The organism is Micromonospora sicca (assembly GCF_003172935.1).
GTDB classification, from domain to species: Bacteria; Actinomycetota; Actinomycetes; order Mycobacteriales; family Micromonosporaceae; genus Micromonospora; species Micromonospora sicca.
The window spans coordinates 1-14,274 of sequence record NZ_QGKS01000170.1 but is presented as its reverse complement, the minus strand read 5'-3'; the positions used below and the strand labels follow the sequence as shown (position 1 = coordinate 14,274).

General features: G+C 74.7%; 11 protein-coding genes. 7 read left to right on the top strand and 4 right to left on the bottom strand.

Going from position 1 to position 14,274, the window contains the following annotated elements; genetic code table 11:
• Positions 1-198 precede the first annotated feature (198 nt).
• From DKT69_RS09015 to eccB, 3 genes are all read right to left on the bottom strand, one after another.
• A complete protein-coding gene (locus tag DKT69_RS09015) occupies positions 199-1,491 on the bottom strand; it encodes a WXG100 family type VII secretion target (protein ID WP_109801124.1) in 1,293 nt (430 codons plus the stop codon).
• Positions 1,484-1,855 (bottom strand): hypothetical protein, encoded by a 372-nt coding sequence (locus DKT69_RS09010; RefSeq protein WP_109801123.1) that lies wholly within the window; start codon positions 1,853-1,855, stop codon positions 1,484-1,486. The genes DKT69_RS09015 and DKT69_RS09010 overlap by 8 nt, the downstream gene beginning before the upstream one ends.
• Positions 1,856-1,973: 118 nt before the next feature.
• Positions 1,974-3,452, bottom strand: a complete 1,479-nt coding sequence (gene eccB / locus DKT69_RS09005; protein ID WP_109801122.1) for a type VII secretion protein EccB — start codon at positions 3,450-3,452, stop codon at positions 1,974-1,976.
• A gap of 161 nt (positions 3,453-3,613) precedes the next feature.
• On the opposite strand from eccB, the gene DKT69_RS40835 reads away from it, so the two are divergent.
• The gene (locus DKT69_RS40835; protein ID WP_109801121.1) at positions 3,614-4,786 is read left to right on the top strand and encodes a type VII secretion protein EccE; all 1,173 of its coding nucleotides are present in this window, start codon (positions 3,614-3,616) and stop codon (positions 4,784-4,786) included.
• Here the strand turns inward: DKT69_RS40835 and eccD are convergent.
• Positions 4,770-6,167 (bottom strand): type VII secretion integral membrane protein EccD, encoded by a 1,398-nt coding sequence (gene eccD, locus DKT69_RS08995; protein WP_109801120.1) that lies wholly within the window; start codon positions 6,165-6,167, stop codon positions 4,770-4,772. The genes DKT69_RS40835 and eccD overlap by 17 nt on opposite strands.
• A gap of 174 nt (positions 6,168-6,341) precedes the next feature.
• Here eccD and eccCa point away from each other — a divergent pair, with 174 nt between their 5' ends.
• The 6 genes from eccCa to DKT69_RS08965 form a co-directional block, all read left to right on the top strand.
• Entirely contained in the window at positions 6,342-10,304 is a 3,963-nt protein-coding gene (gene eccCa, locus DKT69_RS08990) for a type VII secretion protein EccCa (RefSeq protein ID WP_109801119.1), read from the top strand.
• 221 nt (positions 10,305-10,525) lie between these two features.
• Positions 10,526-10,834, top strand: a complete 309-nt coding sequence (locus DKT69_RS08985; RefSeq protein WP_109801118.1) for a WXG100 family type VII secretion target — start codon at positions 10,526-10,528, stop codon at positions 10,832-10,834.
• A gap of 28 nt (positions 10,835-10,862) precedes the next feature.
• On the top strand, positions 10,863-11,141 hold the full coding sequence (locus tag DKT69_RS08980) for a WXG100 family type VII secretion target (protein ID WP_089011442.1): 279 nt from the start codon (positions 10,863-10,865) through the stop codon (positions 11,139-11,141).
• A gap of 85 nt (positions 11,142-11,226) precedes the next feature.
• Positions 11,227-12,687: a S8 family serine peptidase gene (locus DKT69_RS40830; protein ID WP_109801117.1), complete on the top strand. Its 1,461-nt coding sequence runs from the start codon at positions 11,227-11,229 to the stop codon at positions 12,685-12,687.
• 38 nt (positions 12,688-12,725) lie between these two features.
• Positions 12,726-13,286 carry a hypothetical protein gene (locus DKT69_RS08970; protein ID WP_109801116.1) on the top strand — a complete coding sequence of 187 codons (561 nt, stop codon included), beginning with the start codon at positions 12,726-12,728 and terminating at the stop codon, positions 13,284-13,286.
• Between the two features lie 14 nt (positions 13,287-13,300).
• Positions 13,301-14,274: WXG100 family type VII secretion target (locus DKT69_RS08965; RefSeq protein WP_368666231.1), on the top strand; the 974-nt coding region annotated here is incomplete at its 3' end.

Genomic DNA, 14,274 nt, shown 5'->3' with positions numbered 1-14,274 from the left:
CAACCTATCGGTCAGGTCCGCCGCCTGCAGCTCGATGATCTCGCGGGTCGACGTGACCCGCCCCACCATGCGCTGTGGACGGAGACGCCCCGGGGCACCGGCCAACTCACCACGACCGGAGCGCCGACCATCCGGAGCAGCGTCGCGCCGAGGCCGCGCGCCCCTCGGCCGGGGACGGCGCGCCGTGGCGGTGTCGGATCAGTTGGTGCCGAGCACCGGGGGCGGGACCGACCCGCCGTCACCCCAGACCATCTCGTCCTCGGTCAGCCAGGTCAGCCGCTCGTCCGACTCCTCCGCGTCGGACTCGCCGCGCCCGCCGAGCACGCCGTTGCGGCTGGCGCCGGCCATGGCGGACCGCCCGGTGGCGCCGCGGCCTCCGCCGGCGCGGCCCTCCGCGTCGATCGCGCCCGCCCGGCCCGACGCCAGTCGACCGGTGCCCGCCGCCGAACGGCTCTCCGGGCCCGCCGGGGCGGCACCCGCCCGGCTCGGCGTGCTCTTGCCCGACCCGGCCAGCGATCCCGTGCCGACCACGCCCCCGGCCGGCGTGCCGCCGGGGACCCCGAAGAGCAGGCCGGCCCCGCCGGTCGAGGTCGTCGCGGCCGCGCCGGCCGTCGCGCCACCGGCCAGCAGCCCCCCGCCGAGCAGCGGACCGGCGCCCGCCAGCGAGGTGCCCGCATCCGGGTCGACCGCCCCGGGAGCGCCGCCGGCGCCGACGGCGCCGACGGCGCCGCCCGGGCCGGCACCGACCGGCTGGCTGCCGTGGCCGCTCGTGCCCTCCGCGGAACCGCTGGTCGGCGCCGAGTGGTGCACGCCGGAGGTGGTCGCGGTGGCCCCGGAAGCACGGGTGAACGTGCCGGAGTGCGGCGCGGCCGACGGGGTGCCCACGGACGGCCCGCCGCTCGTCGTCGCGCCCGAGCGGTCGGTGTGGCCCGGCAGGTCCGGATCCGGCGCCGGGGCGGTGACCACCCGCCCGTACGCGGAGAAGTCGTACCCTTCGGCCAGCGCGGCCACCACCTGCACCATCCGCTGGTGCGCCTTCTCCTGCTCGGCCTTGTCCTGCTCGTGGCCGATGAACCCGCCGATCACGGCGCCGGGGACACCGCCGAGGAGGAGGCCCTTGCCGGCGCCGGAGAGCGCCTTGTCGTTGTCGTCGGTGGCCTCCGGGCTCTCCGCCTGCTGCTGGGCGGTACGCAGCTCGTCGGCCATCATGGTGAGCGCCCGGCGGACGTCGGTCATCCCCTGGGCGAGGTCCCCCGAGTAGCCGACCACCAGGTCCAGCCGGCGCTGGAACTCCCGGGCGGCGTCGCCCGTCCACGACCGGCCCAGCGCGTCCAGGTCGCCGCTGAGATCCCGGCCGAGGCCCTCCAGCGTGTCCTTCAGCGAACTCCACTGCGCGCTCAGGCCGTCCACCTGCTTGGGGTCGCCGGACTTCACGCCGTCGTACAGCTCCTGGTGGCTGACGTGCTGGTAGCGCTGGGTGTACTCAGACACGCGGGTCCCCCTCCGCCGGCTTCAGCGCCTCGTCGACGCCCGCGAGGGCGGCGAGGATGTCCGCCGCGCTCGCCGCGTTGCGCGCCTCGGCGGTCCGGTAGTTCGCCATGATCGTGCTGGTCGCCGTCTGCGCCGCGACGATCGCCTTGCGCAGCCGCTCGGCCTGCGCCACGTAGCTGGCGTGGGTCTCGCTGTAGCGGCGCTCGTTCTCGGTGGCGTGGGCGAACGAGCCGAGCGCCGGCGGCCGGCACTGCAGCTCGGTGTTGAGCTTCCGCAGCACCGACTCGACCTCGGTCAGCCGACCCGCCAACCGCTGGTGGAAGTCCTCCAAGGACAGTACGTCGACTGTCGTGCGCCCGGTCATGGCTGCATCCCCGTAGTCATCGTCGATAACCGTTGGCCATGCCCAGGTTAGTCGACCGGGGCCAGCCGGGGCGACCCGTCGAGCCGGGGGTTCGACTCCACATCGGACCGTCGGTCGCTCAGCCGCCCTCGACCGGCGCCGCGTCCGGGCTCTCCGCCGGTCCCGCCGTGGCGGGGGCCGAGCCGTCGGCCGCCGGCTCGAAGAAGGCCAACGCGTCCGCCCGCTCCAGCGCCGGACCGGTCGGGATCAGCGCCAGCAGCGACGCGGGCACCGCCAGCGGGGTCACGCCGCCGTACCCGAGCGCGGTCAGCGCGTCGCCGGAGCGGGTGCCCAACGGGTAGCGGACGCCCTGGGCGCTGACCAGGTAGACGGTCGAGCCGGCCGCGGCGGCGCCCCCCTCGCCCGACCCGGCCGCGGCCTGGACCAGGACACCCTTCCCGCCGGGCAGCAGCACGCTCTCCGCGGTGCGGACCGCGTCCCGGGCGCTCTGGCGTACGGCGACCGCGGCGTCCCCGGTCAACTCGGCCGGCGCCCGGTCGAAGACCTCGAGGGTGGTGGCCGGCGGCCCGCCGGCGGCGCCGGCCCGGTAGCTGGCGCAGAGCACGGTCTGGCCGGCGTGGACCTCGCGCAGGGCGGGCAGCCGCTGCGGCGTGCCCTCGGCCTCCAGCCGCTGGTCGGTGAGGAGCTGACCGGCCTGGTCCGGGGTGATGTCGGTGATCTGACCGCCGTCGCCGAGCAGCAGCAGGGCGGTGACCTCGCCGACCGCCGCCAGCCCTTGCCGGGTCAGCACGTAGTGCTGGCCGGCGGCCCGGAACACCTGGCCGAGCTTCGCCGGCCGGTCCGCCACCGTCAGGCCGCTGGGGCTCCCGTCCCCGTCGATGGTCGGCTTGCGCAGCGGCGGCCCGGCCGGCACCGCGTTGAGCAGCTGCTGCCCCACGGTCAGGGTGGCCGCGCCGGCCATCTTCAGCGCCACCAGCGCCTGCTCGCCCCCGGTGAGGCGCAGCTGCGACCCGGCGGTGAGCAGGTACCGGGCGTCGTCGGCGCGGACCAGCACGGCCTGGTCGGCGAGCGGGGTGCCGCCGGGCAGCGGATGGTCGATCACCACCCGGGTGCGCGACCGCCGCGGGTCCGCCGGGTCCGGCACGTCGCAGACCGACCAGGGGAGACCCACCAGCGACTTGCGGTCCGGCAGGTCGTCCGGGGCGCCGACGATGCCGACGGTACGACCGCGCGGCCGGTCCTTGATGGACGCCTGCGACATGGTCCGCACCGGCGGGTCCCCCTCGTTGAGGATGAGCCGGGCGGAGGCGTAGTTGAGCGTCGGGTGCAGCAGCCCGTCGGCGAAGACGTAGGTGGCGCCGGTCTCCCGCTCGATCACCAGGGTGTTCGCCTCCAGCGGCGCGGCGTTGCCGGTGAGCTGGCCGTAAGCGCCGGCGCCGCCGAGCACGATGGCCGCCACCAGCACGCTGCCGAAGACCGCCATGCCGAGCCGCCGCATCGGCAGGTCGTTGGTCTCCGGATCGCCGGAGAGCAACGCGGAGACGATGCGGCGGGTGACGAAGCGGTACGCCTGCACCTGGTCGCGGCGGGTCCGCATGGCTAACCTCCGGCGGGGGTGGATCCGCGACGATCAGGTCAGAGCTCCGCCGCGGGCTTCCCTACGATAAGGGGCCGTCGGCGGTCCACCGGGACCCCGCCCGTCCTCCGGCGGCGGCCCCAGCCGGCGGATGCCAGGATGTCCAGAAGGGACGCTCACCGATGACGCAGGTCCAGGCGCCACCCGGTCGTACGGCCGCCGTTCCCGCCGTGCCGGCGGACCGACCGGTCGCCCCGGTCGACCGGCGGCGTCGCGGCCGGCTCGGGCCGGTGGTCGTCGGCCAGTTGGTGGTGCTGGAGTGCGCCGCGCTCGCCGTCTGGCTGGCCACGGGCGGCCCCGGCTGGCTGCTCGGGCTCGTCGGCGTGCTCGCCCTGCTGGCCGTCGGCGCCGCCTTCGCCCGGCGCGGTGGTCGCTGGTGGTACGAGGACCTGATGCTCCGCCGCCGGCTACGGCGCCGCCGGGAGCGGTCCCGGGGGGCGGCGCCGGCCGGCGATCCCCGGTTGGCCGCGCTCGCCCCGGAGCTGACCGTGGTCGAGCTGACCGAGCGGAACACCCGGCTCGGCATCGGCCAGGACGACCGGGGCTGGTTCGCCGCGGTCGCGCTGACCGGCCGGTCCGGCGCCCCGGCCGGTTCCGTCGAGGCGGCCGTGGTGGACCGGGCGCTCGCGGTGCTCGCCGACTTCACCGGCCCGGTCACCCAGGCCCAGGTCGTCTCGCACACCCTGGTCTGGTACCCGGCGCCGGGCGCGCCGCCGGCCGCGCACCGGACCGTCTGGGTGGCGCTGCGGCTCTCGGTGTCCGACGCCCGCGCCGAGACGGTCAGCCGGGGCGGTGGGATGCGCGGCGTGCACCGTACGGTCGCGGCCGGAATCGGCCGGCTCGGCAAGGCGCTGAACGCGGCCGGTCTCAGCCACCGGGTCCTCGGCCGGGACGAGCTGCACGCGGCGGTGGTCTCCGCGGCCGGGCTGGACCTGGCGCCGGAGTCTCCCGCGGAGAGCTGGACCAGCCTGCGCGGGGGCGGCTGGACCCAGCGCTGCCTGGCCCTGCGGCTGCGGCCGAACGGGTCGCTCGGCGCGCTGGTCGACGCGGTGACCGCGACCTCCGCCCCGTCGCACACGGTGGCCGCGGTGGTGCTGCCCGGCGGGCGCCGGGTGCCCCCGCTGCTGCGGGTGGCGGCGATGGACGGCCACGCGGCGGCCCTGGTGAAGGCCGTCCGGGGCGTGGCGAAGCGCTGCGGCGTGCCCGCCCGCCCGCTGGACGGCCAGCACGGTCCCGGCGTCTATGCCACTGCGCCGGTCGGCACCGCGATGGGCACGGTCACGGTCGAAGGTTGACGATCCAGCCGTAGAGGCCGCACACCCAGGCGGCCAGCGGCACCAGGGCGACGATCAGCAGGACCTCGACGATGTCGAGGGTCCGACCCCACACCGGCGAGATCCGCTTGCCGGCCACGGTCAACCCGTAGATCAGGCTGATCACGGCGACCAGCAGCAGCCCGCCCAGGATCAGGCCGAGCCGGACCGGCAGCGTTGCGGCGCCGAAGGTGGCCGCGGCGGCCAGCCCGAGGCCGACCGTGCCCGCGAACAGCACCGGGGCGCGCTGGGCCCGGCCGATGAACGGCCGCGCCCGCAGCAGCGACAGCAGGGCCAGCACGAGGCAGAGCAGCACCGCCGGCAACCGGCCGTTGGCGGCGAGGAGGACCTGCCCGCCGAGGACGAGCAGGGCGACTGTCCACAGCAGCCCGGTGAGGAACTGGTCGGCCCGCTCGCTGTCCCGCAGCACCTGCCGGCCGTCGACGCTCTCCGCGTCGGTCTTCAGGTCCTCCGGGCCGGTGGGGATCGACGGCACGGGCAGCCGGGCCAGCCGGTAGGCGATCATCGGCAGGGCCGGCAGGACGGCGAACGCCACGGTCGCGACCACCGCGGCGGCGGCCGCCGCGCCGACGCCGAAGACCAGGCAGAGCACGGCGCCCAGACCGACGGCCGCGCCGACCGCGGTCGCGCCGAAGAAGAGCGGCAGCCGGTCGCCGACGGCCAGCGCCGCGATCGCCCCGAAGAGCACCACCGCGGTCGCGGCCAGCAACACGTGCGGGCTGGCCAGCTCCGTCAGCTTCCGGTCGCCGGCCAGGACCAGCAACCCGCCGACCGCCGCGTAACCGAGGGCGCCCACGGCCAGCACCGCACCGGTCCGGCTGTCGCCGCCCGCCCGGGACACCACCGCGGCGCTCACCAGCAGGGCGACCGCGACCACCAGCGCGGCCAGCGCGCCGGGCAGCTGGGGCGGGCCGGCGAAGAGCGCGGCCAGCGCGCCGGCCGACAGGGCCGCCCCGGCGAAGAGCACCGCGAAGGACCGGGTGGTGCCGACCTGCCAGGTACCGGGCCGCTGGTTGGTGGCGGTCGCCACCGCGTCCACCACGTCGTCGAAGACGATCTCCGGGGCGGCGGAGGCGCGCGGGTTGAAGTAGAGCACCTCGCCGTCGCGGACGCCGAGCTGCGCCGCGGTACGACCACCGTCCAGCGGCTGCCCGCCGAGCCGCGACAGGCTCCACCCGCCGTGCCGGACCCCCTCGTCGGCGAGGTCCTCGCCGGCGTACCGCAGCAGGGTGGGCAGCAGGTCGGCCAGGGGCACGTCGGACGGCAGGGCGAGATCCATCCTGGTCCGCGGCGCCACGATGGTGATCCGGCTCAGCCCGCCGGTCGCCGTCTTCGTCGCCACTGTGGCCTCCTCGTGCTCGCCTACGATCCACCTCGGCCGGTGGCACCGCCCGTAGTGGGTCCACGGCGCCCACGGGAGATTACCTACGATGGCGGGCGCATAGGATGCCCACCCGACGACTCCGGTCGGTCGCGAACCGCATCAGGGCCGCTCTTGGGGAGGAGACAGCCAGCCGTGAGCACCGTGGTGTTCCGCCGGCTTCCGCGTCAACCGGGGCCCGCGCTGCCGCGGGGCGAGGTGCTGCTGGAGTCCCCGCCGGAGTTGCCCGAGCCGCAGCCGCGCGGGATGGGTCAGCTGCTGATGATCCTGCCGATGATCTGCGGCGTCGGCGCGATGGCGTTTCTCTACGCGGGCCGCGGCGGCGGCATGATGACGTACGTCGCGGGCGGCCTCTTCGGGGTGTCCATGTTGGGCATGGCCATCGGCACGATGTCCAACGGCGGCAACGACAAGGCCGAGCTGAACGCCGAGCGGCGCGACTACATGCGCTACCTGGCTCAGATGCGCAAGCGCACCCGGCGGGCCGCCGAGCAGCAGCGCGCCGCGATGTCCTGGCGGCACCCCGAACCGGACGCGCTCTGGTCGATCGCCTCGTCCCGGCGGCTCTGGGAGCGGCGGATCACCGAGGACGACTTCGGCGAGGCCCGGATCGCGCTGGGCCCGCAGCGGCTGGCGGTGGAGATCGTGCCGCCGGAGACCAAGCCGGTGGAGGACCTGGAGCCGATGAGCGCGATCGCGCTGCGGCGCTTCGTCCGCGCCCACTCCACGGTGCCGGAGCTGCCCACCGCGCTGTCGCTGCGCGCGTTCAGCCGGATCGTGCTGCGCGGCGACCGGGAGCCGGTGCTCGACCTGACCCGGGCCGCGCTGGGCCAGCTGGTCACCTTCCACGCCCCGGACGACCTGATCGTCGCGGTGGTGGCCGCGCCCGACCGGCAGCCGGTGTGGGACTGGGTCAAGTGGCTGCCGCACGCCCAGCACCCGGGCCGTACCGACGCGGCGGGCGCGCGCCGGCTGGTCTTCGCCAGCCTCGCCGAGGCCGAGTCGGCCCTCGCCAACGAGCTGGCCGGCCGGCCCCGGTTCGCTCCGGAGGCGAAGCCGCTCACCACCGCATCGCACGTCGTGGTGGTGATCGACGGCGGGGAGATCTCGCCGACCTGTCACCTGATGGGGCCGGGCCTGCTCGGCGCCACGGTCATCGACCTCTCCGGGACGGTGCCCCGGGACGCGGGCCGCTGGCTGCTCTGCCTCGACGCCGGCGACGGCAGCGGGCTGGACCTGGTCCGCGGCTCCTCGACGTCCCGGCTGGGCGCGCCGGACCGGTTGAGCGAGGCGGCCGCCGAGGGGCTGGCCCGGCTGATCGCCCCCTACCGGCTCTCCCAGCAGCAGGCCAGCAGCGACGAGCCGCTGGCCCGGAGCATGGAGCTGCCCGACCTGCTCGGCGTCGGCGACGCCGCCGCGGTGGACGTGCGGCAGAGCTGGCGGCCGCGCAGCCACCGGGACCGGCTGCGCATCCCGCTCGGCGTCGGCCCGGACGGCAACGTGGTGGAGCTGGACTTCAAGGAGTCCGCGCACGAGGGCATGGGCCCGCACGGGCTGGTCATCGGTGCGACCGGTTCCGGCAAGAGCGAGCTGCTGCGTACGGTGGTCGCCGCGCTGGCGGTGACGCACTCGTCGGAGGAGCTCAACTTCGTCCTGGTCGACTTCAAGGGCGGCGCCACCTTCGCCTCGCTGGACGCGCTGCCGCACACCAGTGCGGTGATCACCAACCTCTCCGACGAGCTGCCGCTGGTCGACCGGATGCGGGACGCCCTGGCCGGTGAGATGAACCGCCGGCAGGAGGTGCTGCGGGCCGCCGGCAACTACGTCTCCCGGTACGACTACGAGCAGGCCCGGGCCGCCGGCGAGCAGTTGGAACCGATGCCCAGCCTGCTCATCATCTGCGACGAGTTCAGCGAGCTGCTCGCCGCGAAGCCGGACTTCATCGACCTGTTCGTGATGATCGGCCGGCTCGGCCGGTCGCTCGGCGTGCACCTGCTGCTGGCCTCGCAACGGCTGGAGGAGGGGAAGCTGCGCGGCCTCGACACGCACCTGTCGTACCGGATCGGTCTGCGCACCTTCTCCGCCGTGGAGAGCCGGATCGTGCTGGGCGTGCCAGACGCGTACGAGCTGCCGAGCGCCCCCGGCCACGGGTATCTGAAGACCGACACCAGCACCATGCTGCGGTTCCGGGCGGCGTACGTGTCCGGGCCGTACCGGCCGCCGGGGCAGGTGCAGCGGTCGACCCGGGCGCAGGTGCAGCGCCGCATCGTGCCGTACGGGGTGGACTTCGTGTCGGCGCCGGTCGCCCAGACCGCGGTGGAGACGGCGCCGGAGCCGGAGCAGCCGACGGACGGCAAGGCGGTCGCCATGCTGGACGTGCTGATCGACCGGCTCAAGGGTCAGGGCCGGCCGGCGCACCAGGTCTGGCTGCCGCCGCTGGCCGAGCCGCCGAGCCTGGGCGAGCTGCTGCCGCCGCTGGGCGTGCACCCGACCTTCGGGCTGTGCACCGCGAACTGGCCCGGCCGGGGCCGGCTCGCGGTGCCGGTCGGCGTGGTCGACCGCCCGTACGAGCAGCGGCGCGACCCGATGATGGTGGACCTGGCCGGCGCGGGCGGCAACGTCGTGATCGTGGGCGCCTCGCTGAGCGGCAAGAGCACCATGCTGCGCTCGATGATCGCGTCCCTGGGGCTCACCCACACCCCGCGCGAGGTGCAGTTCTTCTGCCTCGACTTCGGCGGTGGGGCGTTGCGCAGCCTGGAGGGGCTGCCGCACGTGTCCGGGGTGGCCGGCCGGCGGGACACCGAGGCGGTCCGCCGGACGGTGGCCGAGGTGGTCGCCGTGCTCGACGACCGGGAGACCCGGTTCGCCCAGCACGGCATCGACTCGGTGGCCGGCTACCGGCGGCGGCGGGCGGCCGGCGAGTTCGCCGACGACCCGTTCGGTGACGTGTTCCTGGTGGTCGACGGCTGGAACACGCTGCGCCAGGAGTACGAGGAGCTGGAGCAGACCATCACCAACCTGGCCAACCGGGGGCTGGGTTTCGGCGTACACGTGGTGATCACGGCCGTGCGCTGGGCGGAGATCCGGATCAACATGCGGGACCTGCTGGGCACGAAGCTGGAGCTGCGGCTCGGCGACGCGGCCGAGTCCGAGATCGACCGCCGGGCGGCGCAGAACGTCCCGGTCGGCTCGCCCGGCCGCGGCCTGACCCGCGACAAGCTGCATTTCCTGACCGCCGTCTCGCGGATCGACGGCAAGCGGGACGTGGACGACCTGACCGAGGCGTCGGTCGCCCTGGCCGGGCACGTGGCGGCGAACTGGCCGGGCCGTCCGGCCCCGAAGGTACGGCTGCTGCCGCGCCGGCTGCCGGTGGCCGAGCTGGCGAAGGTGGTCGACCGGTCGGCGCCGGGCCTGCCGATCGGGGTCAACGAGTCGGCGCTCGCCCCGGTCTATTTGGACCTGGCGAACGAGCCGCACCTGACCGTCTTCGGCGACGCCGAGTGCGGCAAGACCAACGTGCTGCGGCTGATCGCCCGGGGCATCGTCGAGCGGTACACCCCGGCCCAGGCCCGGCTGGTGATCGCCGACTACCGGCGCGGCCTGCTCGGTGCGGTGGAGGGCGACCACCTGCTCGACTACGCACCGTCCAACCAGGCGTTCAGCCAGGGGCTCGGGTCGATCCGCAGCGCGCTGCAGAACCGGCTGCCGGGTCCGGACGTGACCACCGCGCAGCTGCGTGACCGGAGCTGGTGGAAGGGGCCGGACCTCTACATCCTGGTCGACGACTACGACCTGGTCGCCTCCGGCGGCAGCAACCCGCTCAGCGCGCTGCACGAGCTGCTGCCGCAGGCCCGGGACATCGGCCTGCACCTGATCGTCACGCGCCGGGTCGGCGGCGTGGCCCGGGCGCTCTACGAGCCGGTGCTGCAGCGGCTGCGCGAGCTGGACTCGCCGGGCCTGCTGATGTCTGGCAACCGGGAGGAGGGCGCCGTCTTCGGCACCCTGCGGCCGAGCCCGCAGCCACCGGGCCGGGGCACGCTGGTGCGCCGGCGCGACGGTCAGCAGCTCATCCAGACCGCCTGGTCGGAGCCGGCCTGATCCGGGCCGCTCCGCGGACTCCCTTGTGGACGGCCGGAGGCCGTTCGGTGTCGCCAATTCCACTGCGGACTCGCGCTATTTGCGGCTTTGGCGGGCTGCGACCGCTTGCCGCCGTGGGTTACCGTCTCATCGAGGATGTCCGTCGGTGGGGTTGGTTGCCTTGCCGCGGGGGAGGGGCGCGGCAGATCCGCCGCCACGAAGATGACGGAAGGGTGTGAAGCATGGCGTTCGAGGTCGAAGCTGCGACTCTCCATACCGCCGCGAGTGACGTGCGGTCCACGCGCAGCGAGGTCGACGGCGAGCTGAAGAAGCTCTGGAACGTGGTCGACGACCTGGCCATCGCCTGGAAGGGGCAGGCGTCCACGGGCTTCCAGCAGCTCATGAATCGCTGGAACGAGGACACCGTCAAGCTGCTGACGGCGATGGACAGCATCGCAGACCTGCTCGACAAGTCGGGTACGACGCACCAGGTCAACGACGAAGAGCAGCAGCAGATGCTGGACAAGTTCCACTCTGCTCTCAACCCGTGATCCGCGCAGGCGAGCAGAGGAGGAACTCATGAGCATCAAGGTTGACTACGCAGTCCTCGAGAGCAGCAACCAGCAGATGCAGGCCATCTCGCGGACCATCGACGAGAAGCTCGACACGCTGCGCTCGATGCTGACCAAGCTCGAGTGGGACGGTCAGGACCGCGCCGCGTACCAGCAGCACCAGGCCCAGTGGGACGCCGCCGTGCGAGACATCAACAAGGTCCTGAACGACATCGGCGCGGCCGTGGGCATCGCGCGCGAGAACTACGTCTCCACCGAGATGAGCAACGCCAAGGTCTGGCAGTGAGATAATCGACCGCTGCGGCTCCGGTCCGGCTCGACCGGACCGGAGCCGCAGTGCGTCACGTGTCGACCGAGGTCCTGGGAGTGCCATGGGTACGGGCAAGCGCCGACCACTGCTGAGTTCCGCCGCCGCCATACTGACGCTGGTCGCCACGGCCGGCGCCGGCCCGCTGGTCGGGCCCGCCCCGGCGCGCGCCGCCGACACCGTACGCGGTCTCCAGTGGTACCTCGACCCGCTGAAGATTCCCCAGGCGCACCGGCTCGCCAAGGGCCGGGGTGTGGTGGTCGCGGTGGTCGACTCCGGCGTCTACGCCGCCCACCCCGACCTGAAGGGCCAGGTGCTGCCGGGCAAGGGGCTCAGCGCCGACGTGGCCGCCGACGGCCGGAGCGATCCGGACGGGCAGAAGGGCCACGGCACGGGCATGGCCGGCGTCATCGCCGGCCGCGGCGGTGGCGTGATGCACGAGCTGGGCATCGCCCCGGAGGCGAAGATCCTGCCGGTCGGCCTCGGCGCGGACGACCGCAACGCCGACATCGCCGCGGGCATCCGGTGGGCCGCGGACCACGGCGCGGACGTGATCAACGTGTCGCTGGTGAACGACTCCCGCAAGCGGGAGCTCTCCGACGCGGTCCGGTACGCGCTGGGCAAGGACGCGGTCGTGGTGGCCGGGGCCGGCAACGTCGAGCAGGGCATGGTCGGCGTGCAGGCGCCGGCCAGCATCCCGGGCGTCGTCGCGGCCGGCGGCACCGGCCGCTCCGGTGGCCTGTGGAGCGGTTCGGCGACCGGCCCCGAGCTGGTGCTGGCCGCGCCCGGGGAGCGGATCATCGCCCCGGCCCCGCCGACGGTCTCGCCGAACGGATACGTCGTCAACGACGGCACCAGCCTCTCCACCGCGATCATCTCCGGGGTGGCCGCCCTGGTCCGGTCGCGCTACCCGGACCTGGACGCGGCCAATGTGGTCAACCGCCTGATCCGCACCGCGCGGGACGCGGGGCCGTCGGGACGGGACCCGCGATTCGGGTTCGGCGTGGTCGACCCGCTCGCGGCGCTGACCCGTTCGGTGCCGCCGGTCTCCGCCAACCCGCTGCTCGAGGCCGCGCCGCCGGCGCCGTCCGCCAGCAGCAGCCGGGACGGCCGCGACGACGAGCCGATGGTCACCTTCGGGCTGGCCAAGGGCGCTGGTCCCGCGCTCGCGACCGGGTTCTGCCTGCTGGTCGTGGCGGGCCTGGTCGTGCTGCTGGTGTGGCTCACCCGGCGCGGCGTGCGCGGCCGGGCGGCGTCCCGCCCGCAGCCGCCGCTCGGTCCGCCGCCAGGTCACCGTCCGCCGGGCTTCGGCCCGCCGCCCGGGTACGCCCCGCTGCCCGGCCCAGGTCAGCCGCCCGGCTACCCGCCCGCGGGCAACGGCCAGCCGGCGGGCTTCGGCCCACCGCCCGGGCCGGGGTCGCCGCACCCGTACCAGCCCCGGCCGGTGAGCCAGCCGACGGCGCCGCACCCGTACCCGCCGGACACCGGGCCGGTTCCACCGCCCACCGGCCCTGAGCAGGGCTGACGCCGGGCACCACGAGCACCGCCAGGGGGAGGACAGGTATGAGCTGGGACATCAGCCACAACGTCAGCAAGGATCCGGACCGGGTCGAGCAGCGGTTCGACGTCCCGATGCCGCTCAATCCCGGCATGCCGTTGGTCGGTGACCTGCGGGGCGTCAACTTCGACCGGGTCGGGGTCGACCAGGCGCAGACGCCGAGCAAGCTGGTCGCCGGCGACGGCGAGCGGGGCGTGGAGACCGAGTGGGACGCCGGCAGCCTCGACTCGGCCGTGACCTGGCTGGAGAGCCACGCCAGCTACGTGCACCGGCTCTCCTACGACATGTCCGCGATCAAGGACGAGCTCGCCCCGAACGAGTGGGCGGAGCCGGGCCAGGGCGCGCTGGGCGGGTTCCCGAACGCCCAGGAACTCACCCGGAACCACGACGCCCTCTTCTCGTCCACCCAGCAGGGCCTGCGCACGCTGTCCGACGGGCTCTGGGCCGCCGCCGAGGCGTTGCGCGAGGTCAAGCGGAAGTACGAGGACGCCGAGCACGCCAACGCCATGTCGGCGCAGGAGATGCAGCAGGCGTTCAACGATGCCGCCAGCGGCGGCAACGGCTAGACGGGGAGCGGGAGATGGCCGACTGGGAGCAGATGGCCCGCGAGGTGCTCGTGGCGGGCCGGCCGGACAAGGTGGAGAGCGCGGCGCTCGGCTGGAAGGAGCTGCTCAAGAACATCGGGCAGGTCCAGGAGAGCCTCCAGCAGAACGTCAAGGACCTCGGCGTGGTCTGGAAGGGGCCGGCCTACGAGGCGTTCAAGTCGCACGTCGAGGCGCTGGCCAAGCAGGCCGGCGGCCTGGTCGACGCGGCCGAGAAGCCGGGCCGGGACCGGGTCAGCATCGTCACCAACCTGGAGACCGCCGCCCGACAGCTCCAGGCGGCCCAGGACAGCATGCCCATCCCGTCCGCCTGCGTCGGAGACGTGCTGGCGGCCCGCAACGGCGAGGTCGTGATCGGCGCGGGGCTCTTCGAGACCCGGGTCAAGGCGGACCTGATGGGCAGCTGGCCGATGGAGAAGATCGGTGAGCTGGGCGACTGGGTGTCCGGCTGGTTCTCCGATCAGGAGGGCGACGCCCGCAAGGTCTACAACGAGGTCAACGGCAACTACCAGGATCGCGTCCTGGAGTCGCCGAGCGGCGGTCCGAGCGGCAGCGTCACCAATCCGCGCCCGGACATCCCGAACCTGGGCAACGGCCCCGGCACCGGCGGTGGCGGCGGCCTGCCGGGGATCGGCGGGGCGCCCTCGGCGGGTGGCCTGGGCGGCGGCCCGTCGGCTTCCGCGGGCAAGATGCCCGACCTGGGCTCGGGCGGCCCGAACATCGGGTCGAGCGCGCACCCCGACCTCTCCTCCGGCGGCGGCTACACCCCGTCGACCGGCACCGGCTACACCCCCTCCACCGGATACCCGTCCACGGGCACCGGCGACTACGGCACCGGGCTGGCCGGCGCGGGCACCGCGACCGCACCGGGGCTCGGCTCGGGCGGCGGGCTGCCCGGCAGCACCGGGCTCGGCGGCAGCGGCGGTGGGCTGGGCGGTGGTGGGCTCGGCGG